This window comes from Siphonobacter sp. SORGH_AS_1065 (genome assembly GCF_030818595.1).
Lineage (GTDB): Bacteria > Bacteroidota > Bacteroidia > Cytophagales > Spirosomataceae > Siphonobacter.
Genome location: NZ_JAUTAM010000004.1, coordinates 1,957,325 through 1,978,271 on the forward strand (window position 1 = coordinate 1,957,325; position 20,947 = coordinate 1,978,271).

Annotated in this window: 22 protein-coding genes and 1 pseudogene; 6 read left to right on the top strand and 17 right to left on the bottom strand. The window is 44.7% G+C overall.

The window, feature by feature from the left end; all coding sequences use genetic code 11:
• Positions 1-90: 90 nt before the first annotated feature.
• The 9 genes from QE390_RS08835 to QE390_RS08875 form a co-directional block, all read right to left on the bottom strand.
• Positions 91-810 carry a sterol desaturase family protein gene (locus QE390_RS08835; protein WP_307141880.1) on the bottom strand — a complete coding sequence of 240 codons (720 nt, stop codon included), beginning with the start codon at positions 808-810 and terminating at the stop codon, positions 91-93.
• A 502-nt stretch (positions 811-1,312) separates the two neighbouring features.
• Positions 1,313-1,675 (bottom strand): hypothetical protein, encoded by a 363-nt coding sequence (locus QE390_RS08840; RefSeq protein WP_307141881.1) that lies wholly within the window; start codon positions 1,673-1,675, stop codon positions 1,313-1,315.
• A 72-nt stretch (positions 1,676-1,747) separates the two neighbouring features.
• A complete protein-coding gene (locus tag QE390_RS08845; RefSeq protein ID WP_307141882.1) occupies positions 1,748-2,110 on the bottom strand; it encodes a hypothetical protein in 363 nt (120 codons plus the stop codon).
• Between the two features lie 45 nt (positions 2,111-2,155).
• Positions 2,156-2,518, bottom strand: a complete 363-nt coding sequence (locus QE390_RS08850; protein WP_307141883.1) for a hypothetical protein — start codon at positions 2,516-2,518, stop codon at positions 2,156-2,158.
• Between the two features lie 72 nt (positions 2,519-2,590).
• Positions 2,591-2,953: a hypothetical protein gene (locus tag QE390_RS08855; protein WP_307141884.1), complete on the bottom strand. Its 363-nt coding sequence runs from the start codon at positions 2,951-2,953 to the stop codon at positions 2,591-2,593.
• Between the two features lie 55 nt (positions 2,954-3,008).
• Positions 3,009-3,371, bottom strand: a complete 363-nt coding sequence (locus QE390_RS08860) for a hypothetical protein (protein ID WP_307141885.1) — start codon at positions 3,369-3,371, stop codon at positions 3,009-3,011.
• A gap of 2 nt (positions 3,372-3,373) precedes the next feature.
• Positions 3,374-4,855 carry a hypothetical protein gene (locus QE390_RS08865; protein WP_307141886.1) on the bottom strand — a complete coding sequence of 494 codons (1,482 nt, stop codon included), beginning with the start codon at positions 4,853-4,855 and terminating at the stop codon, positions 3,374-3,376.
• Positions 4,856-4,931: 76 nt separating this feature from the next.
• Complete coding sequence (locus QE390_RS08870; RefSeq protein ID WP_307141887.1) at positions 4,932-5,501, bottom strand: Crp/Fnr family transcriptional regulator; 570 nt, start codon at positions 5,499-5,501, stop codon at positions 4,932-4,934.
• Positions 5,502-5,577: 76 nt separating this feature from the next.
• Positions 5,578-6,849, bottom strand: coding sequence for a Glu/Leu/Phe/Val dehydrogenase (locus QE390_RS08875; protein ID WP_307141888.1), 1,272 nt, complete (start codon positions 6,847-6,849; stop codon positions 5,578-5,580).
• A 386-nt stretch (positions 6,850-7,235) separates the two neighbouring features.
• Here QE390_RS08875 and QE390_RS08880 point away from each other — a divergent pair, with 386 nt between their 5' ends.
• The 5 genes from QE390_RS08880 (at position 7,236) to QE390_RS08900 (ending at position 11,213) form a co-directional block, all read left to right on the top strand.
• On the top strand, positions 7,236-7,625 hold the full coding sequence (locus tag QE390_RS08880) for a TraR/DksA C4-type zinc finger protein (RefSeq protein WP_307141889.1): 390 nt from the start codon (positions 7,236-7,238) through the stop codon (positions 7,623-7,625).
• Positions 7,626-7,816: 191 nt separating this feature from the next.
• A complete protein-coding gene (locus QE390_RS08885; RefSeq protein WP_307141890.1) occupies positions 7,817-8,773 on the top strand; it encodes a hypothetical protein in 957 nt (318 codons plus the stop codon).
• Positions 8,774-8,899: 126 nt separating this feature from the next.
• Positions 8,900-9,760 (top strand): helix-turn-helix transcriptional regulator, encoded by an 861-nt coding sequence (locus QE390_RS08890; RefSeq protein WP_307141891.1) that lies wholly within the window; start codon positions 8,900-8,902, stop codon positions 9,758-9,760.
• 136 nt (positions 9,761-9,896) lie between these two features.
• Positions 9,897-10,430 (top strand): YceI family protein, encoded by a 534-nt coding sequence (locus QE390_RS08895; RefSeq protein WP_106637271.1) that lies wholly within the window; start codon positions 9,897-9,899, stop codon positions 10,428-10,430.
• Positions 10,431-10,760: 330 nt separating this feature from the next.
• Complete coding sequence (locus tag QE390_RS08900) at positions 10,761-11,213, top strand: hypothetical protein (protein WP_307141892.1); 453 nt, start codon at positions 10,761-10,763, stop codon at positions 11,211-11,213.
• A gap of 69 nt (positions 11,214-11,282) precedes the next feature.
• On the opposite strand, the gene QE390_RS08905 is transcribed toward QE390_RS08900, so the two are convergent.
• From QE390_RS08905 to QE390_RS08940, 8 genes are all read right to left on the bottom strand, one after another.
• A complete protein-coding gene (locus tag QE390_RS08905; RefSeq protein WP_307141893.1) occupies positions 11,283-12,182 on the bottom strand; it encodes a hypothetical protein in 900 nt (299 codons plus the stop codon).
• A complete protein-coding gene (locus QE390_RS08910) occupies positions 12,183-13,199 on the bottom strand; it encodes a cytochrome-c peroxidase (protein ID WP_307141894.1) in 1,017 nt (338 codons plus the stop codon).
• A gap of 1 nt (position 13,200) precedes the next feature.
• Positions 13,201-14,016, bottom strand: coding sequence for an MbnP family protein (locus QE390_RS08915; RefSeq protein WP_307141895.1), 816 nt, complete (start codon positions 14,014-14,016; stop codon positions 13,201-13,203).
• A gap of 19 nt (positions 14,017-14,035) precedes the next feature.
• The gene (locus QE390_RS08920) at positions 14,036-15,121 is read right to left on the bottom strand and encodes a cytochrome-c peroxidase (protein WP_307141896.1); all 1,086 of its coding nucleotides are present in this window, start codon (positions 15,119-15,121) and stop codon (positions 14,036-14,038) included.
• Between the two features lie 94 nt (positions 15,122-15,215).
• On the bottom strand, positions 15,216-15,605 hold the full coding sequence (locus tag QE390_RS08925; RefSeq protein ID WP_157830373.1) for a hypothetical protein: 390 nt from the start codon (positions 15,603-15,605) through the stop codon (positions 15,216-15,218).
• Between the two features lie 218 nt (positions 15,606-15,823).
• On the bottom strand, positions 15,824-16,696 hold the full coding sequence (locus tag QE390_RS08930; protein ID WP_307141897.1) for an alpha/beta fold hydrolase: 873 nt from the start codon (positions 16,694-16,696) through the stop codon (positions 15,824-15,826).
• Between the two features lie 123 nt (positions 16,697-16,819).
• Positions 16,820-18,229, bottom strand: a complete 1,410-nt coding sequence (locus QE390_RS08935; protein ID WP_307141898.1) for an alpha-L-fucosidase — start codon at positions 18,227-18,229, stop codon at positions 16,820-16,822.
• Positions 18,230-18,295: 66 nt separating this feature from the next.
• Positions 18,296-19,525: an ROK family transcriptional regulator gene (locus QE390_RS08940; RefSeq protein WP_106637279.1), complete on the bottom strand. Its 1,230-nt coding sequence runs from the start codon at positions 19,523-19,525 to the stop codon at positions 18,296-18,298.
• 337 nt (positions 19,526-19,862) lie between these two features.
• Between QE390_RS08940 and QE390_RS08945 the strand changes: the two are divergent.
• Positions 19,863-20,909: pseudogene (locus QE390_RS08945) on the top strand (isoaspartyl peptidase/L-asparaginase family protein).
• Positions 20,910-20,947 lie beyond the last annotated feature (38 nt).

Consider the following 20,947-nt stretch of genomic DNA (forward strand, 5'->3'; position numbering starts at 1 on the left):
TTAAGTACTAAAAAAGCCCGTCTTCGAAAGGAAACGGGCTTTTTTAGTTTTACAGAAAAGCTAATAATACCATTGGATTGAGTTTAATAGTCATTCTTTATGCACATCTTTAAACTTAATCATATCTAGTAGCCGTTCTTCTTTTTCTGGATCGAAACCGCAGGAGGTCTTGAATTCTTTGGGATTTTCATACGTGCCGAAAAGCAAATCCCACCAGACAATATCGCCGTAATTATTGGTGTGCTTATTATACTCATGATGGATGCGATGCATTTCGGGTCTTTGAAAAACATAACCAATCCACTGAGGCGTTCGGACGTTGGTGTGATAAAAAAATTCTCCTAAAGCCGTACAAAGCGTATAAATAGCTCCTGCTTCCATCGAAAGCCCCAGAAAAGTATATACCAATAAACTACCAATAATAGAATTGACGGTCATCTCCAGCGGATGTTTGTAAAAGGAAGTAATTACCTCCAGCCGTTGAGGACTGTGATGGATTTGATGGAAATGCAGCCACAGAAAATCATTGGTATGTCGCCAGCGATGCCACCAGTAAAATACGAATGTTGCAATAAAATAAGCCAAGATACCGCCTCCAACATTGCCGATGTAAGACGATACATGTAGAACACTCCAAGCAGATAACCACTTTTCCCAGGTATACCCTGCCAGAGTTACAATACCGAGTTGAATAAAGTTAACCCCTAGTACCCGAACGGTCCAGGTAGGAACCTCTGGAAGCTTCCAGCCAGGGAGCATTCTTTCCAGAATAAAACAAAAACCAAATACTAAAAAGATGTAGACTAGCATGAAGGTAGAGCGTTATTGAACGACTCAAAACTCATGCTTAGGGGGGTACAATCCTTTTACAAATGTTAAATAGTTAATAATGCTTATTTAACTATATCTACTCTACTGACATGAGGAGGCATTTCTCGATAGGGTAATCGATAAGAAGGGTAAGAATACTCGTAGATTCGCCAGAACTGCCAGGGTTTGATTTGAAAGTTTCGGTAAAGAACGGTATCCTCAGGATGGCGTTTTTTGTAGGTTTCAAATTGGGAAACGATATCTTCGTATCCATTTCTGCCCCAAACAGAAAAGCCTCCTTTTTCGCTAATAAAATGATGATCTGGACCCTTGAAAGTGAGATTACCTGTAAAAAAAAGAGATAAAAAAACTGACGATGGGAATATTGGAAACTGCGATAATAAGTAGCACAGTAACAGTACAAACAATAACTTTTTTCTTATGCATCGTAATTGTTAATAGTACCTCAGCGGCTAAAATCTAACCGCTGAGATATGGATTACTATTTAACTATGTCCACTTTACTGACATTAGGAGGCATCGGCTGGTAAGGGAGTCTATATGATATTTCAGTATATTCGTAGATTCTCCAGAATTGCCAGGGCTTAATTTGAAAGTTTCTGTAGAGAACGGTATCCTCAGGATGCCGTTTTTTGTAGGCTTCAAATTGCGATAAAACATCTTCAGAACCTGTCCTACTCCAGACTGAAAACCCACCTTTCTGGCTGATATAATGATAATCAAGATTCATCATGCTTAGGTTATCCGTAAAGAAAGAGATAAAAAAACTAACGATGGGAATATTGGAAACTGCGACAATAAGTAGCACAGTAACAGTCCAAAGAGTAACTTTTTTCTTTTGCATGACGATAGGCTAGAAATGATAGGTCATCCACCGGCTAGTGTTGTTTATAGTCGATGGATGAGACACCTGTTGTTATTTAACTATATCCACTCTACTGACATCAGGAGGCATTTCTCGATAGGGTAATCGATAAGGAGGGTCAGAATATTCGTAGATTCGCCAGAATTGCCAGGGCTTGATTTGAAAGTTTCTGTAGAGAACGGTATCCTCAGGATGCCGTTTTTTATAGGCTTCAAATTGAGAAACAATGTCTTCGTATCCATTTCTTGCCCAGACAGAAAAGCCTCCTTTCTCACTAATGAAGTGAAAACTTGCCCGTTTAAAGTAGATGTTACCGGTATAGACAGAAATAAAGAGGCTGATAATAGGAATATTACAAATGCCCACGAAGAGTATAAGAATGATACTCCAGATAATAACTTTTTTCTTTTTCATCGTAATAATCGATAGTACCTCAGCTAACCGCTGAGGTATGGATTACTATTTAACTATATCCACTTTACTGACATTAGGAGGCATTTCTTGATAGGGTAATCGATAAGAAGGGTAAGAATACTCGTAGATTCTCCAGAATTGCCAGGGCTTGATTTGAAAGTTTCTGTAGAGAACGGTATCTTCAGGGTACCGTTTTTTGTAGGCTTCAAATTGGGCAACGATATCTTCGTAGCCATTGCTTCCCCACACAGAAAAACCTCCTTTTTGACTGGTATAATGATAATCTGAATTCATCATACTTAGATTACCCGTAAAGAAAGAGATAAAAAAACTGACGATGGGAATATTGGAAACTGCGATAATAAGTAGTACAGTAACAGTCCAAACAATAACTTTTTTCTTTTGCATGACGATAGGCTAGAAATGATAGGTCATCCACCGGCTAGTGTTGTTTATAGTCGATGGATGAGACACCTGTTGTTATTTGATTATATCATCTGCAGGCACGTTAGGAGGCATTTCTCGATAGGGAAGTCTGTAATATGGATTTGTATATTCGTAGATTCGCCAGAATTGCCAGGGCTTGATTTGAAAGTTTCTGTAGAGAACAGTATCCTCAGGATGGCGTTTTTTGTAGGATTCAAAATGAGATACAATGTCTTCGTACCCATCCCTAGCCCAAACAGAAAAGCCTCCTTTCTCACTAGTGAAGTGAAAACTTGCTTCTTTTAAATATAGGTTACCAGTGAAGAAAGAAATAAAAAGGCTGATAATAGGAATATTGGAAACGCCCACGAGGAGTATAAGGATAAGGTTCCAGATAATAACTTTTTTCTTTTGCATCGTAATTGTTAGTAGTATCTCAGCGGCTAAAATCTAACCGCTGAGGTATGGATGATTATTTAATAACATCATCTACACTGACATTAGGAGGCATCGGCTGGTAAGGCAATCTATAGCAAGAGTCCGTGTATTCATAAATACGCCAGAATTGCCAGGGCTTAATTTGAAAGTTTCTGTAAAGAACAGTATCCTCAGGATGCCGTTTTTTATAGGATTCAAATTGCGATAAAACATCTTCAGAACCTTTTCGTCCCCAAATAGAAAACCCACCTTTCTGGCTGGTATAATGATAATCAGGATTCATCATGCTTAGATTACCCGTAAAGAAAGAGATAAAAAAACTAACAATAGGAATATTGGAAACGGCGACAATAAGTAGTACAGTGACAGTCCAAAGAATAACTTTTTTCTTTTGCATAGCTAATAGCAGTTAGTAGTAGAAGGAGATGTTAATCCGTCGCCTGTAGTAAGTTTATTACCATAAACGGAGGTTTTTTCTCTCAAATCTTCTCCCAAATCGGCTGGGTTTTTACCTTGCCCTAGAGGACCTATCCAGCCAGAACCTGCGGGTAACGAGATATACGGAGAAAGCAAATGACAGGCAAACGTTGTGCAGTTATTGTCAACTAAGTTATAGGTAGGTGTATCTAGATTTTTGAGAAAATAAATGACGTCTTTAAACTGACTGGCTGTCATATCTACTTTAAGCGAAACATCGTACTCGCTGTTTCCGTCGTCTCCCCAAGCTCCTGCGGTATAAATACCTGTCATAGCCGTTAATTCACTCTGCACATAAAAACCAGCTACTACTCTTATAACTTCACCGGTGTTAGAGTCAAGCCTTTCTAAACCAAAATACGTGTGGCCAGGTCTACGAGGAATATTTGCTAATTCATGTTTCACAATATCTCTTGTACCAGCTTGGGGTTGATCTACATATAACGTAACGGAATATTTATAATTACTACCTGAAGGGATTGTTCCAAAGCAATTTAGCTTTTGTTTCAGGTTCAAAGGTTTACCAGGGCCTAGTACTTTGTATTGTTTTAGAAATCTTTGTTCTTCTGGATTGGGAATGGGATCAGAATCACCTCCTCCATTACTGCTACTTCCGCCGGGGCCACTAGAAGTTCCAGAATTCGTATAACCTCCCGATCCGCTTGAGGAATCGTTAGTGTCGGTTTCCACACATACCGTAGTGGACTCACTGCCATTATAGGTCCATTCGGAACAGTAACCACCTGCACAAGCCTGATAATAATAATCAATGCTATAAGTAGTACAGGTAACCACTCTGCGGCCTCCTTTATCTATTGGTTTAATGGTCGCAACGAGCTTCCCGTTCTTATAAATCTTACCTGAAAGAAGATTTTCGTTCCAGTCATACAAAAGAATTCGTCCTCTGAAACCCTCAGGAATTTGCTTATAAAACAAATGCTGTTTCAAGAGAAAGTTTTCTGATTTTTTGAAGTATTCACCTCCCGCTGAAATTTTCATGACGAAAGATTGGTAAGGTTTACCAGCGGGCTTGATAATAACCAGTTTAGTTAACAGTGAGAGCTGCGGGTTAGCTTTAATAGTCTTTAGGGGTTCCTCATCACCATGTTGTAAGGAAAGGGTCATTCCGGTATTTTTTTCATACGTGAGCGGAATTTCAAGAATTAGCGTATCCCCTAGCGTATAGGTAGTTGCTTTCGCCCATTCGGTCAGTTTGGTAAAAATGTTAAATCCTTTGTTGAGGGGTCTTGTTGCCTGGTGCTGGTTTTGTTCAAACCAATCTTTGGCTTCCTGAACAGGTTTTTCGAGTGTGGATAAATTAGGATCAGCTTCTTTCTGGCAGGCCAAGGGCATAAAAAGTAAGCCTAGAAGCAGAGCTAGGTAGAAAATACGGGTAGTCATCATAAAGTTTTGAAGGGTGATTTAAACGCTTCAAAATTCTATGATGACTCCGACCAATCCTTTTACAAATGTTAAATAATCACTGCCGAAACTCCGCTCGTATGCGGCTAAGGGTTACCTGGGTAATGCCCAGGTAAGAAGCAATGTAACGGAGTGAAACCCGTTGCAGAATATCGGGAAACTGACGAAGTAGAATTTCATATCGCTGTTCGGCGGTATGAAAGGCGAAAAGCTTCATGCGTTCATCCAGACGAAGGTAATTTTCCGTAATCATCAGACGGCCCAGCCGCTCGGTTTCTGGGAAATGGGTGAATAACCAGTCAATATCCGTATTGCAAATCGAACAGATCTGGGCGTCTTCCAGTATTTCAATCCAGTAATCCGTTGGCTTTCCGGTGAAAAAACTATCAATGGCACTGATGATCTGACCTTCGAAGCCTAGCCAGGCGGTTATTTCCTGTTCATTATGGTAATAATAGACCCGGCCGACGCCTTTTTCAATGAAATGGAAATAAGGGCAGATGTCACCCGCTCGCTGAAGAATCGTTCGTTTAGGGATGTTTCGTCGCCAGGCTATCTGGTCAATGGCCTGTACAGATTCGGCAGATAAAGGCATGAACGCTGACGCGTAGTCCAGAAATGATTTCATGATAGGTGGATGGGTATAAAAAAAGCCTCACCCCTTCACGGGCAAGGCTCTAATTTAAGTTACGAAAGGATAGGGATTAATACCCACCCCGGAATTTATACGTATCGGCTACTTTCTTAATGGCTACCATATACGCCGCAATTCGCATGGAAACATTGTATTCCTGTGACGTAGCATATACTTTATCAAAAGCATCTTTCATGGCACGATCCGACCGACGGTTAATCCGATCAAGCGTCCACTTATAACCGATGCGGTTTTGTACCCATTCGAAGTAAGAAACGGTTACTCCACCCGCATTTGCCAGAATATCAGGGACTACCATGATGCCTTTATCATTGATAATTTCATCAGCACTGGCAGAAGTCGGGCCGTTGGCTCCTTCCACAATCAATTTGGCCTGAATGCTACCAGCATTATCATCGGTGATTACGTCTTCTTTGGCGGCTGGAACGAGTACATCCACAGGAAGAGCCAGTAACTCTTCATTGGAAATTTTTGTAGCCCCTTCAAAGCCCTCAAGTTGTCCTTTATGCTGGTCGCGGTATTGCATGGCTTTCTCAATGTCCAGCCCATTTTCGTTATAATACGCTCCAGTTACATCACTGATGGCTACTACTTTGACACCGCGTTCCTGTAATAAAGCAGCCGCATGTGAACCTACATTCCCAAAACCCTGCACCGCGGCTGTGGCCCGGTAGGGGTTAATGCGAAGTTTTTCCATGGCCGAAATAGCGGCAGTCATTACGCCACGGCCCGTGGCTTCCTTGCGGCCCAGCGAACCACCCAGTACCAGCGGTTTGCCCGTTACAACGCCGTTTACGGTCATGCCGTAGGCTTTGGAATATTCATCCATCAGCCAGGCCATCTCGCGTTCACTCGTGCCCATGTCGGGGGCGGGGATATCGCGGTCGGGGCCGAAAACGTCGAGCATGGCTCCGGTATAGGCCCGCATCAGCCGCTCGATTTCTCCGGCTGACATCTCGCGGGGGTTACAGCGAATACCACCTTTGGCTCCGCCGTAAGGAATATCAACCACGGCACATTTCCAGGTCATCCAGGCAGCTAAGGCCTTTACCTCATCCATCGTAACCCCCATATCGAAGCGAATGCCGCCTTTGGATGGACCTAAAATGGTAGAGTGAACCACGCGGATGCCTTCGAACACTTTAACGGAACCGTCATCCATGGTAACGGGTAAGCCCACAACCACTTGTTTACGGGGCACCATCAGAATATCATACATCTCCGGAGAGATATTGAGCAATTTAAAGGCCACATCGAACCGTTGCATCATGGATTCAAGTGGATTTTCCTGTTGCAAGGGTGCTGGCTCTATATAAGTCATGGCTATGTTAATTTTGTTATTAAATAGGACTATAATAATATTTGCCCCATTGGTCGCAAACTTAGCAGGATTATTCTTAGAAAAACAAAAAACTCTACCAATGGTTAGGCGAGCGATTTGGCAACCTGTAAAGCAAATGAATTAAATTTCAAAGGGTAATTTTGATAAAAGTCATTCAAGCCAAAGAAATAATGCTTTTCTAAGATAAAAGGGCTAAATAATTTTTTAAACTATTTGCTTAAATCGCTTAAAAAGTTATTTTTGTTACCTTCTTTTCGGAGAGGTAAGGGGCTTTACTAAATGAGTATTCCTAACGTGAGGCTGCCCTAGAATAGAAACTATTTATCGCTAAAGTTCGTTTATATTCCCAACAAACCCCGTGAAATATGTCCCCAGTAGAAGAGAAGACCCGCTATTCTGAAGAAGAATTAAAAGAGTTTGAAGAGATCATCCAGAAAAAACTTGGGGATACCAGGACAGAATTGAATTACATTCGTGAAGCCCTGAGTAAGAAAAATGACCCTGGTACGGATTCAACTTCAAGCAGTAACAAGTCGTTAGAAGACGGTGCGGATACCAGTGAACGTGAGAACCTTAGCCAGCTAGCCGCTCGTTTACAGAAGTATGCGACTCAGTTGGAGAATGCTCTGATTCGTATCAAAAATGGTACTTACGGCATTTGTGTAGACACGGGAAAACTGATCCCTAAAGAGCGTCTGCGGGTAGTGCCTCACACGCAGCAGACCATTGAAGCTAAGTTACGGAAACAGAGTTAATCAGAGTATTGATCGCTTTTCTTTTCCCCTTGCATATACACACTATTTGTTAGTGTTCAGAAAGGCCAGCATGCTGGCCTTTTTTGTTACTGTTTTTCTATAAATTCGGCCCATTTGCACCGTAATTGTACGGAAAAAAGGCATCCTTCGTTTTAGCTTCATCCGTTCGTTCGTTCCTTTAATTTTTCTTCATGCGAATTCTTCTTACGCTCTTTACCTTATTACTTACCAGCAGCACTTACGCTCAATTGTCGCTTACGCCTACTCGCATTTTTGCATCAGGGGTAAACATTAGGGCCGAAGTAACCCCAGCGGCAAAAATGAACGATACCGCAAGGCTGGGTTACTCCCGGTTCAACATCCAGGGCATTGTTCCTATTCGCGGGGGGGCGGGGGTGAAGTTTAATAACTTCAATCTTCGCAAAATTGACGTAGAGATTAATCAGATGTTTCTGGTGGTAAATGCGGGCTATCGGCAACCGAATTTTTCATTCGATAAAAATGATCAGGGCATTTATACGGGTTCGTTGGTATTAACGGGGATTCACGCCAGTTTGCGGGATAAAATTTGGTTGTATGCGGCGGGCTTGGGTGTAAGCGAAACCGATGAGTTACTGAATTTCAGCAAAGCCCGTCCGTACGGAATGGGTGGAGCCGTTCGGGTACGCATCGCGGGCCCGCGAACGCAATGGTTTTATGGTGGGGCCGTAGTTTTTGAACCCGGTCGCATTACGCCTATCCCCATTGCCGGAATCAATACCCGCATTGCTAAAGGGACTCGTCTGATGCTGGTATTGCCCTTACAGGCTTCAGTTTCTCAGAAAATAACGAAGAAAGTTTGGGGAGAAGTAGGCGTTGCTGCGGGTGGTTTTAACGCCGGATACCTGACGCCTAACCTGAACCCTAATGCCCTGCGACTGGCGTACCGACAGGCAAAAGCGAGTTTTACAGTTAACTACAGTCCCATTAAACCCGTACAATTGTCTTTTGAAGCAGGTATGACAGGCCTGCGAACGCTAAAGACCATGCGAGCGGGGGATGTGCTGGAAAAGTTTACTATCAATAGCAGTCCTTTCATGGCCGTTTCCTGCTATTTCAATCTCTCCAAATCCATCCTGGATTCAAGAGGTTTCGGATCAGTTTTGTAAAGAGTTTCGGGTTTTGAGTCTAGAGTTTTGAGTTTTTGACCAATTTTGGAAGATAGTATTAGAACCAGAATCATAAGAGTTGTCGATACATAACCCTCAACTCCAAACACAAAACTCTAAACTCTCTTGGAAACGCTTCACCTGTCTTCACATGATGCTGTTTCGTTTGAAATTCATGCCATGTCATGGATTGATCATGAACGGCATGTACATACCGAAAGTCCGCACCGCCATGATTATTACGTGATCATTGGCGTAACCGAGGGCACGGGAACGCATATTGTCGATTTTCAGACCTATGAGGTTAAACCCGGAAGCTGGTGGTTTCTATCGCCCGGTCAGGCTCATCAGTTGCAAATGAATGGTCCGCATGAAGGTTGGGTCGTCAGCTTTACACCGGATTTTTTCTGCGTTTCGGAAGCTAACCGCGAGTTACTCATCAATACCGGACTTTTTCATAACCTGCTGGAGTTCAAACCCTACTTCATTCCGCCCGAGCAACTGGATTTACTGGAGCCTTCCCTGCAATCGATCCAGGGCGAATACGAGGCGAAGCGGCCCCTGCGGGAACATATGCTGCGAGCCTGGTTACAACTTTTTCTGGTTCAGGCCTCCCGAACGTTCGACCATCAATTACTCATGGTGGCGGAAACTTCAAAAACGGTCTGTTTGGCTCGTCAGTTTCAGGAGTTGGTAGAACGCGATTTTACTCACAAGACCAAAGTTTCCGATTACGCCGAGTTACTGCACATCACGCCCAGTCATTTAAATGATTCGGTGAAGAAAGTAACCGGGCAGCCCGCTTCCGAGCATATCAAGCAGCGTGTGGTTCTGGAAGCGAAGCGAAAAGCCTTCTTCGGAACGACTTCGGCGAAAGAAATTGCCTTTGATTTAGGCTTTGAAGATGAAGCTCATTTCTCTAAATACTTTAAAGCTAATACGGGTCAAACCTTCACAGAATACCGAAAAACCATCCGTAATAAGTAAAGTTAACCCGCTGGAATACTTTTGTTGAGAAGCTTTCTGGTCTCAATCCGTAATTCTGACAAGGAATTCCGTGGTTTAGACAATGATAAAATATATGTATATACATACATTTGTATCATCAAACATTCACAAAGCTATGTCAACTCCAGCCAAATGGGTCATCGACCCCACTCACTCAGAAGTACAATTCAAAGTAAAGCACCTCGTTATCACAACGGTAACGGGCCAGTTCAATGAATTTAGCGGCGAAGCAACGGCGAGTGATGATTTTTCAGACGCTCAAGTTTCCTTCGAAGCGAAAATTGATTCGATCTCGACGAATAACGAAGCTCGGGATGGTCACCTGAAAAGCGAAGAATTCTTTGCGGCTGATCAATACCCAACGCTGAAATTCGTCTCCACAGGCATTACTAAAAAAGACGAAGATTCTTTCGTGCTGAACGGCGATCTGACGCTACGTGGCGTGACCAAGCCCGTTGCTCTTGAGGTAGAATACGGCGGAACAGTTGTTGATCCTTACGGACAAACGAAAGCAGGTTTCGAGTTGAAAGGAAAAATCAACCGTAAAGATTTCGGATTAACCTGGAGTGCCGTTACCGAAGCGGGCGGTGCCGTCGTAAGCGATGAAGTTCGTCTGATTGCTAACGTGCAATTTGTAAAACAAGCCTAATTACACTTCATAAAAGAAAAAAGGGTTGCCTTCGGAAGAGGGTAACCCTTTTTTCTTTTTTAGATTATGATATCCTCTTCCTTCGTCATTTGATCCAATGGGATAATCTTAACTCTCCTTGAAGAGACCCAGCAGGGTCAAACATGGATAGTCCCAGACTGGATAGTCCCAGACTGGATAGTCTCGAATTTCATCTGGGGGAATGAAAAGACAACCCCCCTTTCGAGCTATTCATATTAGACCTCTTCAGGGTTATCAGGGGAAAATTGATTCGAAGCTGGCCCGAATTTTTAGCATTAGTTCCTACACTCAACCTTAATTACAAAGTATATGAGTAGTTCAAGAAAAGAAGCAATATATGCGGCACTGCGGGCTGCAACGGAGGCTGCCCTGAATGATTTGGTAGGCCAGATGGAGACGATTCGTTCAAGCGTTATGGACGATCAGGATGAAGCCATGAGCGAATCTTATGAGTCTAATAGCGAAATGTTGATGAATGATCGTCGGGATCTGGAAGGTCATGCCGACACCATACGTCGTGATCTGGTAACGCTGGATCAGTTCGGTACCGAAGAACAGCACGATACCGTACAAGTTGGAGCTGTGGTGTTAACCGATCAACGAAATTTTTACATTGCGATCAGTCGCAATTTCGAAGTAGACGGCGTAGAATACACGGGTATTTCTACTTCCGCTCCTATTTACGAAGTATTGGAAGGTAAGAAGGCTGGTGATACCGTCAAATTTGCCGATCAGACCTATAAAATCTCCGAAGTTTTCTAAAAAATAGGTTTCTATATAGATCAAAAGGGTTCTGGATTGGTTACATCCAGAACCCTTTTTTGTTTTCCTCTATAACAAAACCGTTAGATGCACCTGAAGGCGTTGTTTGGCCTTGCTATCACCATTGGCTAGCTCCTGAGCCAGGGGTTGCTGAACGTTAACTCCCGCCACAAACCTTCCCCAATAAGCTTCCACACCCGCCGTGGCTAACGTAGCATAACCACCCGTCTGGGCGTTGCGAACGCCGTTTTTTAAATCCTTTGCGGAGTATTCTGCGGTGAGTCCTGCATTAGGCATCAGCGTCAGATTCTTTCCGGCACTGGTTACATAAAAGACCGAAGTGGAACCACTGAGACGATTACCGAAGCGATAATGATCAGAATTGGTAGTAGAGATGCGGTAACTGACATCCGAGTTCCAGCCCCAGGATTGATAGCGTAAGGTATAAATGGCATTTATCAGAAAATCCGTACTTCCCGTACCCAACTGAAAATTGGCATTCGCTCCGAGCGATCCATCGTCCACAAAGTTAGAGCGACCCGTTGCCAGCTTTACGCCTCCACCCAGCAGTAAGGTATGATTGAAAGCCCGATCCAGCGTATCCATGTTGGTATTTAGTACATTGTAATTAGCTAGAATCGTAACGTCACCCAATCCGTTCAGTCGGGCGGAAGTAGCTGCATCCTGCTGAAAGTTGAAATTATAAGGTACAAAAGCCAGCATCTGAATTCGTTTGGTTGGATAGAACCGTCCCCATAACTCCGTCGTCTGAAAGGTTTCTTTGGTGCGAAGCAATTGTGAATTCAGGTGTGAATCGTAAGTACGATAGCGATAGCGAACGCCAATGAAATTGCGGTACGATTGAGGCATGATGCCATAATAAGCATTCCCCACGCCACAGCCGCAAATGTCGCAGGCCCGGCCCGGAAGGCTTATGGAAAAGAGCAGAAGAAATAAGAGTCGTTTCATTTACTCAGCGGCAAAGCGTTTATTTTTGAGAAATTCTTCGTCGGTTAACGTTTTCAGGAAAGCCACGATCTGCTGGCGTTCCTGCGAAGTAAGAGCAATACCCCGGGTATTATTCTGGCGTAAAAGCGGGTCCAAATTTTGGGTATCCTGAACGCCTTCTGCATAATGATCCAACACGGCTTCAAGCGTATAAAAACGACCATCGTGCATGTAAGGACCGGTCACTGCCACGTTTCGCAAACTGGGTACACGGAAGGTATACTTATCTTTTTCCAGTTCAGTTACCCGGGCTCGACCCACGTCTTTTACCCCCTGAATGAACAGGCCATTATTACGAAAACTATGGTCAGTGAATAAGGCTCCTTGGTGGCAGGAAGAACATTTTTGTTCGAATAACTTCAGCCCCGCCTGCTCGTCAGCCGTCAGGTTTTCGCCTTCCTTGCGGATGAATTTATCGTACCGGGAATTGGCCGAAACCAGCGTAAGCATGAACTGGGAAAAAGCCTTGAGGAAACGCTCGGTTGTAATTTCTTCGGAACCAAACGCTTTCTTAAACAGCAAAGGATACTTCTTCGTCGCTCGTAACTTATCCAGTACATTTTTCGTGTTTTCGCCCAACTCTACTTCGTTCGTAATCGGAGCAATCGGTACTAAATCCAGATCGAAAACACCACCATCCCAGAAGAAACTAGATTCCCAGGCCAGATTCTGAAGGGGTAAGGAGTTTCGCGTACCCATCAGATTATTAATGCCGTGACTTACATCATGGCCGTGGTGCGTAAACCCATACGGCTGCGAATGGCATTCGGCACAGGCGAAGGTATTATCCCGCGAAAGCAAAGGTTCATTGAATAGGGCTTTCCCAAGTTCTACGCCAGCGGTAGTCATTGGATTACGTTCAAACGGGTACACGGGTTCCGGGAAATTAGCCGGAACCGTAAAGCTTACTTCTGGGTTAGATTCGTTCGGCGAAGAACAGCCCCACACCAGAAGTAAGCTTACGGAAAGAAGCCCCATTCTAATCATTATGCGTATGGTCAACCGTGAACATATTCACATAATTGTTTGCCAGCGGCACGGCGGCAGCGGGCATGTGAATGGCTGGTGTATCGGCAATTTTAACCGTAGTCTTGCCCGAGAAAAGCTTTTGAAGATTGGTGATGACGTGTATCGTTGGAGCAATGTTCTTCCGCACCGTAGCTAACTGATTCTGCGGGAAGGGAAGGGTAACCGTACGAAGATTATTGACGGTGGCACCAGTCATGCCGCCAAAACCACCTACGTGGAACTGAAAGCGACGGATACCCGCACCGTTCGCGGGAGCTGTGGGTGAAGTACCCTCCAGTTTCAGAAAAATGTAGCCTGAATTCCAGCCCCAGTACATACCGTCCTCACCGTACGACCCTTCGTCCAGCACGCCCGTACGTTCAGCCACGGGTGAAACACTCTTCGCACTGTCTACACCAATGGTGAAGGTAACCTCCTGGTAATCTCCCGCCGGAACGTTCTTCAACACAGGTTCCCAGGTTTTATTATCGACCTGACGAATCAGGAAATATTGATTGGGGAATTTGATGCTTGAACCGTCCGTTTTTTTCAAAGAAACGTTACTAATAAAGTAATTGAAGGTACTGACTGTAAACGATTCCCCCGTGCCGGTCTGATACGTAGTTTCGCCCAATACTAGCTTCTGAGCCCCGACGCGGTTATCAAATTCCAGAATTACGTCGTTGGTATCACCCGCGGTAACAGGCGATGGATTTTCTTTCGTGCAAGAGCTTAGCACGGAAATAAGAGAAGCAAAAGTGATGAAGAGAAAAGAATGGAATTTCATGTGAATATGAGATAAAGTCTCACCGAACCGGAAAGCCCGGAGGTTCGGCAAAACGCTGATTTTTCAAAAATTCAGGATCACTAAGGGTACGTAGAAAAGCGATGATTTTCTGCTTTTCATCGGCGGTCAATGGAATGCCCAGTTTGCCATTTTGCTTGAGTAAAGGATCAAGAGTAGGTGTATCCTGTACCCCGGACGAATAATGTTCGAGCATTTCGTCCAGATTTATAAAGCGACCATCGTGCGTGTAGGGTAAGCTTTCGGCGATGTTTCGCAAACTGGGAACCTTGAATTTGAAGCGGTCGCTTTCCTGCTTCGTGACGGCATACCGGCCCTCGTCGACCACCATTTGAAGGGTCGGTTTGCCGTTGACGTACACAATTTTGGTTCGTTCGTATTTGGGTAAGCCGTTATTTCGGAAGCTACCGTCGGTGAATAGTTCTCCCGCGTGGCAACTTTTGCAGCCTTTACTTTCGAAGAGCTTCAGGCCCTCAAGTTCGGTTGCTGTCAACGTTTCGCCTTCCTTGCGAATGTACTTATCATACCGGGAGTTAGCTGAAACGAAGGTTAACATGAACTGGGTGAGGGCATCCAGCATTTTTTCAGCCGTAATGTCTTCCGTTCCGTAAGCCTCCTTGAATAACGGTGGGTAACCCTTCGTCCGCTTTAGTTTATTGACTACGTTTTCCATGGTATCATCCATTTCATCGGGATGCGTAATGGGTACGATGGCCTGTTTATTCAGATCTTCGACGGCTCCGTCCCACATGTAATGCTTTTGCCAGGCCAGATTCTGAAGAGCCAGCGAATTCCGCAGGCCAATCCGGTTATCAATGCCGTGACTTAACTCATGCAAGTGGTGGGTGAAGGCGTAATACTGCCGGTGACATTCGCCACAGGCAATGGTGCTGTCCCGCGAGAGAATACCGTCGTAGAAAAGCTGTTTCCCTAAAGCGACACCTGCTTCCGACAGTGGTTTCTGGTCAATCGGATAAACGGGTGCCGGAAAGTTTTTAGGTACTGAAAACAGGGGCATAGGTTCTGAAGGCGAAGTCCCTTTGGAACAAGCCGACAGAATGAGGAAAAGCAGGAATACTTTTCTCATAGTCAAGAAAATAAAGAGGTGAACGAACCTTCGAGACGCAGCAAATCAGGAAAAACGAACGTTTTTCATTCAAAGTCAGAGCAGTAACGAAAGCTTATGCTTGGGGAGGACGGAAACAGGCCGACAGGAAGGAAGAATAAGCCGGGAGCTGATAAGGGGGAAGGTCGGAACGTAACTCAGCAAAAACGGCGGGCTCAAAACGGATTTCCAGCGAAGCAATCGATGCCGGAAGTTCCAGCAATTGCTGCACGAGACGGGAGCCTGCTTCTCGTTCTTGGTGCTCCTGAGTGGCTTTTAACTTTTTAGCCAGGTAACACTTGCCATCACAATGTAACTCGGGATGAGAACGGTTTTCGCAGAGGTAGTGAGCGATGTAATCCCTCCTTAACTCGAAGTCAACCAAAATAACGGGGACTACGAGCGTGCGTAACATCAGAAGCGATGTCAGCAAGTACACACTGAGTTTCCGTAACGTTGAATTCATGGGTACAAAACTATAGCAGGAAAAATGAAAGGCTGGAATTTTTGTGAAAAAACTCGGAGGAGGTAGTTACTTTTAATAACCTCGATGGGGTTATAATATGGGGTTATGATTTCGAACAGGAAAATAAATTCTATTGAATTACATCTGGGGCCGTCCAGACCACATAAATACCTTACTAACGAATTTTAGGGGTCAAGTAATCCAAGTATTCAGCGGGGTTATTCATGAGACATAACCATCGGGTCAGGGTCTGTCAACCGATCCAGTTCCCGAATCATTAGCGATTTAATGCGGGGACGAGCGGTCCACATAATGCCGTGTCGCTGGTTCGCCAGGTAAATCACTTCCACCTGTGGCGACTGCGTCAACTGCCGGGCTGCCCAAATAGGATTCTCAGGATATAACAACCGATCTTCCAACCCATGCACCATCGTAACTGGAATGTGAATCTTTTTCCAGAGGGGAACCATGCTTACTAAATGCGGGTAATGATTCTGCTTTTCGTCGTCGGCTACGTGAATAAATCCGGGAATCCAGGCGGAGAAAATGGGAACAAGTTTAGAGATCGGATAAATGCGTTCGGCTCCGGGTTTGTACGAACCACAAACGAGTAATAAGCGATCAAAGTAATCGGGATGATCCATTGCCACGCGGGCCGCTACCGTCGCTCCGTACGAAGTTCCGAACAGTAGCGTCGGACGTTTATCCTGAATTTGCCAGAGCATTTTAGTTAATACCGCCGATTGTTGCCCAATGAACTTCTCTCCCCAGCCATAATCCGATTCTCCGTACCCTGGTCGGTCGGGAGCAATGAGCTGCGTACTTTTCTGTAAATCGGGGTCGTTCAGATACGAACGTAAGCCTTCCAGTGAACTGGGCGAACCGTGCATCAATACCATCTTCCGGGGTAAGGTATCCGAGCCGATTTTCAGGTAGCGAATGGTCCGTCCCAGCGTATCGTAATACACGATTTTTACCGGAATGCCTTTCTCAATCAAATCTTTACGAATTTCCCGCCGGGAGTAACGTCGGTGTTCGAAACAACCTGAAAGGAGAAAAAGGAATGGTATACCTACTACTATTCGAAGCAAAAACAAACGGAACAATAGGATCACTGGGTCAGAGTTTTGTTCATAAAAAAAGGGTATAAAATGCAGAACATTCTATACCCTTTTTATAACGTATCCACCTAGAAAACGTTTACGCCCGAAGTATTACTTTTTCATTAACTTAAAGACATACACCGGGCTTTCCTTTACTTTCTTACGGAAAGAATCTGACAGCGTTACGGTTTTGTCTTTCGATTTCAAAGATTCTTTAGAGCCCAGTAACTGAATCGACTGTCCTTTTTCCAGTACGGGAATCTCCAGTGAAGCGGGTAATTTCTCGCCTTCTTCGGCCCGGTACAATGCATACATCGTTGAGCCCTTCTGCGTATACGCCCACTTGCCAGACTGATACGGAGACACGGCTGTAGTTTCGTAGATCGCTTCGCCGTTTACGTTCATCCATTTTCCAATCTCTTCAAGCCGCTGATAGGCTTCTTCGTGCCATTCGCCGTCGGGGCCGGGGGCTACGTTCAGCAAGAGGTTACCACCTTTCGAGACGATGTCTACCAATGTATGAATTAGCTTGCGAGTGGATTTGAAATTTTCTTTTGGAATATAACTCCAGGAATCGCCCATGGTCATGCAACTCTCCCAGGGGAAAGGAAGAGCCTTGTCAGGAATGGATTGCTCAGGGGTAACGTAATTCTCATATTCGCCCGTTACCGTCCGATCCACCACTAACAATCCGGGTTGGTGACTGCGAGCCATTTTCGCAATATTGGCCATGTCAATGTCCTGATCGAACGGAATGGATTTCTGCCAGCTAACGGTCGAATCAATCGTGCTAAAGGGTCTTACCCAACCGCCATCCAGCCAGAGAATGTCCATTTTACCGTAATCAGACATTAACTCTTCGATCTGATTGTACGTGAATTGCTTGAACTTATTCCACTTTTCAGGATACTTTTTAGGGGCGTAACTGGAATTGCGATCTTTCGGGGGGAAGTAACTCCACCAGTAATCATCCGTATGCCAGTCGGGTTTGGAAAAATACGCCCCTACCATAAATCCCTGATCGCGGAAAGATTTAAAAACTTCCTTCGCTACGTTCGCTTTAGGATTTGTGCCGAAAGGCGTGTTAGTAATCTTGTAATCCGTCTGTTTAGTATCAAACATACAGAATCCGTCGTGATGCTTGGTGGTGAACACCACGTATTTCATCCCGGCATTTTTAGCCGCCGTTGCCCAGCGATCAGGGTTGAATTTAACGGGGTTAAACTGCTGCGGAATGGCTTCGTAAGCTTTTTTATACTCGTACCAGTCTTTAGAATAGGGTCCTTTACGTTCGCACCACCCTTCGTCTTCCGGGCATAATGACCAGGATTCCACAATGCCCCATTGGCTATAGGTACCCCAGTGCATCAGTAAGCCAAACTTAATTCCCTGCCATTGCTTTAGTTTTTGCTGAACGGCGGGATCCTTGGGAGCGACGTAACCGAAGCTTTGCTCGGAATGTTGCTGGGCTAGTAAGGGAGTGGTAGCGGCCAGCAAAAGAGTGGTAATCAAACGTTTCATCTGGAAGAAAGAGAAAAATGCCGTCCGAATTCTCCTGAGAAAATCCGAACGGCGGGGGATAAAGGGTTATATTGTAGCCAGTAACTGATCCATCACGTAGATGTGAATGCCAATCCATTTGGCCCTTTCGCCAAGCTGGGAAATTTCAATACTTAAATCATTTCTGAAATCGCTCAGGCAATATTTATTGATCGCCTGACCAATCGGATTAGTAATAAACTGATCGGCTTTTACCACAATTCCGTCTACAATCACAATCTCGGGATTGAATAAGTGAACAGCCATGGAAAGGCCTTTGCCTAACACCGTGCCCACATCAAAAAGAATATCGATGGCAAAAGCATCTCCCTCCAGAGCGGCTTCAATAATCATCTCGATATCAATGTCTTCGATATGATCCATATACGCGGAAAGCTTCGAAACTCGTCCTTCGTTCAGTCCGCGTTGCACCCGGCGAATGAGCGAACGGGCCGAAGTAATGGTATCGAGGCAACCTACTTTACCGCAGTGGCATAATTCGCCATCGGGATCCATCTGAATGTGACCTAGCTCGCCCGCAAAACCGGAAGCTCCCTGGAAAATTTCACCGTTCAGAATGATACCTAAGCCAACGCCCCAGTCGATGTTAATGGCCAGTACGTGTTTTTTGCCGCGAGCCAGCCCGAATCGGTGTTCACCCAAAACGGTGGCTTTGGTATCATTAATCACGAAAACGGGCAGATTAAACTCTTCAGAGATCAGGGTACTGAGCGGTTTTTCTTCCTGATTAATTCGCCGATAAGTCATGTTCGTGCCCGTCTGAAACTGAATCAGACCGGGCATGGAAATGCCAATGGCTACAAAATGAGAGGCTTCGACCTGCGATTCTTCGAGGGCTTGGCGGGTGAATTCCAACAACGCTTTGGCAAAACGAGGGTTATCTTCCAGACCTAATTTGATGTCTTTCCTGAAGATAACTTCCCGCTGAAGATTCATGATGACCACTTTGGTATCATGCGTGCTGATGTCTAGGGCAACGACGTATTTATCCTGAACATTAAGTCCGAACAGAACCGGGCGGCGACCGTGATTCCCTACGGCAGTGCCGAAAGTGCTAACCCACTTTTCGTTTACCAGTTCTTCAACAATATTGGTAATGGAAGGAACGCTGCTGTGCAGGCTTTTGGCTAGCTGAGCCAGTGTAGAAACTTCCGATTGATACAATTCAGCCAAAACGCCCCGGCGGGAAACGCTTTTCTTGTAATCAACTACACTTTTTTTGGATTCAATTTCTTCATCGGGTGGAGACACATACATCACAGTAATGATTTAGAGCGATAGATTTCAAATAATTTTGTTGGAAACCAGTGGGACGATAGTAATAGACTACTTTTTAAAAATTTATTGTAAATAAACACTTGTTTTATAAAAATATTAACAAATTATTTACAATGTGGTCGATTTTATAGGAAATGTCAGAAAAGTATTCTTCATCTTCACATTAAAATTTCACACGGTAACCATCGGCATCCATCAATTTCCATAAAACGAATCTATAAAATTTACGCTATAGATTGTTTAAAGATTTTGTTTTTGGCTGATTTACAGAATTTTATAACATTTCACTGTACACTCTATCACTTCTCTACACCACATGACAACGCGTCGTTCCTTTCTTCGCTGGTCTACTTTAGCCGTATCCTTAAGTCCAGTACGTTCTTTATTTGCCTTGCCTAAAGCGGCTGCCGTTAAACCCATCGTCGTTTCAACCTGGGACAGCGGATTAGCGGTTAATGCAGTGGCCTGGAAAGTGCTTAAACCCGGTGGGTATGCTCTGGATGCCGTAGAAGAATCGGCTAAATCCATCGAAAAAGAAATCAGTTGTTGCGTGGGTCTGGGCGGCAATCCCGACCGCGAGGGGCATGTCACGCTGGATGCCTGCATCATGAATGAAAAGTAGTACGATTGCGGATCAGTAGCGGGTCTGGAGCGAATTCTTCATCCCATCTCAGTTGCTCGTAAAGTGATGGAAACGACGCCACACGTCATGCTGATTGGAGAGGGAGCCCAGCAATTTGCCGTAGCAAATGGCTTTAAACTTGAAGAAGATAAACTCTCGGCTGATGCAGATAAATCGTACAAAGAATGGCTGAAAAAATCGGAGTATAAGCCGCTGATGAATATTGAGCAGCAACAGGGGAAAACCCCCAAGCGTGCTGCCGGAGGGCCCTTCGCTCCGAATCAGTTTGAAGATGGTTCGTTTAATCATGATACAATGGGAACCGTTGCCATGGATGCCAAAGGCCGTCTTTCTGGCTCTTGCACGACCAGCGGTATGGCCTTCAAAATGCGGGGTCGCATTGGTGATTCACCCATTATTGGTGCGGGCTTATATGTGGATGGTGAAGTCGGTGCGGCGACCTCGTCCGGGCAGGGTGAAGAAGTAATCCGCCTGGGAGGTACTCACCTCGTGGTGGAGTTCATGCGAAATGGAGCAACGCCGATGGAAGCCTGCAAGAAAGCCGTGGAGCGTTTGGTGAAGATTAATCCTAAAAAGGCCAAAGATTTCCAGGTAGGTTTTATTGCCATTAACCTTCAGGGAGAGGTAGGAGCTTACTCCGTGAACAAGGGATTCAGCTATGCTGTCACCAAAGCCGATGATGGTGGAAAAGTATTTATGGCGGAGAGCTATTACAAATAAGGTAAAAATTGTGCAACCGTTTGTTCTGCTTAGTACAA

Coding starts and splice junctions, on each gene's coding strand:
- QE390_RS08835 (WP_307141880.1), bottom strand. CDS start 810: ATGCTAGTCTACATCTTTTTAGTATTTGGTTTTTGTTTTATTCTGGAA.
- QE390_RS08840 (WP_307141881.1), bottom strand. CDS start 1,675: ATGCAAAAGAAAAAAGTTACTCTTTGGACTGTTACTGTGCTACTTATT.
- QE390_RS08845 (WP_307141882.1), bottom strand. CDS start 2,110: ATGAAAAAGAAAAAAGTTATTATCTGGAGTATCATTCTTATACTCTTC.
- QE390_RS08850 (WP_307141883.1), bottom strand. CDS start 2,518: ATGCAAAAGAAAAAAGTTATTGTTTGGACTGTTACTGTACTACTTATT.
- QE390_RS08855 (WP_307141884.1), bottom strand. CDS start 2,953: ATGCAAAAGAAAAAAGTTATTATCTGGAACCTTATCCTTATACTCCTC.
- QE390_RS08860 (WP_307141885.1), bottom strand. CDS start 3,371: ATGCAAAAGAAAAAAGTTATTCTTTGGACTGTCACTGTACTACTTATT.
- QE390_RS08865 (WP_307141886.1), bottom strand. CDS start 4,855: ATGATGACTACCCGTATTTTCTACCTAGCTCTGCTTCTAGGCTTACTT.
- QE390_RS08870 (WP_307141887.1), bottom strand. CDS start 5,501: ATGAAATCATTTCTGGACTACGCGTCAGCGTTCATGCCTTTATCTGCC.
- QE390_RS08875 (WP_307141888.1), bottom strand. CDS start 6,849: ATGACTTATATAGAGCCAGCACCCTTGCAACAGGAAAATCCACTTGAA.
- QE390_RS08880 (WP_307141889.1), top strand. CDS start 7,236: ATGTCCCCAGTAGAAGAGAAGACCCGCTATTCTGAAGAAGAATTAAAA.
- QE390_RS08885 (WP_307141890.1), top strand. CDS start 7,817: ATGCGAATTCTTCTTACGCTCTTTACCTTATTACTTACCAGCAGCACT.
- QE390_RS08895 (WP_106637271.1), top strand. CDS start 9,897: ATGTCAACTCCAGCCAAATGGGTCATCGACCCCACTCACTCAGAAGTA.
- QE390_RS08900 (WP_307141892.1), top strand. CDS start 10,761: ATGAGTAGTTCAAGAAAAGAAGCAATATATGCGGCACTGCGGGCTGCA.
- QE390_RS08905 (WP_307141893.1), bottom strand. CDS start 12,182: ATGAAACGACTCTTATTTCTTCTGCTCTTTTCCATAAGCCTTCCGGGC.
- QE390_RS08910 (WP_307141894.1), bottom strand. CDS start 13,199: ATGGGGCTTCTTTCCGTAAGCTTACTTCTGGTGTGGGGCTGTTCTTCG.
- QE390_RS08915 (WP_307141895.1), bottom strand. CDS start 14,016: ATGAAATTCCATTCTTTTCTCTTCATCACTTTTGCTTCTCTTATTTCC.
- QE390_RS08920 (WP_307141896.1), bottom strand. CDS start 15,121: ATGAGAAAAGTATTCCTGCTTTTCCTCATTCTGTCGGCTTGTTCCAAA.
- QE390_RS08925 (WP_157830373.1), bottom strand. CDS start 15,605: ATGAATTCAACGTTACGGAAACTCAGTGTGTACTTGCTGACATCGCTT.
- QE390_RS08935 (WP_307141898.1), bottom strand. CDS start 18,229: ATGAAACGTTTGATTACCACTCTTTTGCTGGCCGCTACCACTCCCTTA.
- QE390_RS08940 (WP_106637279.1), bottom strand. CDS start 19,525: ATGTATGTGTCTCCACCCGATGAAGAAATTGAATCCAAAAAAAGTGTA.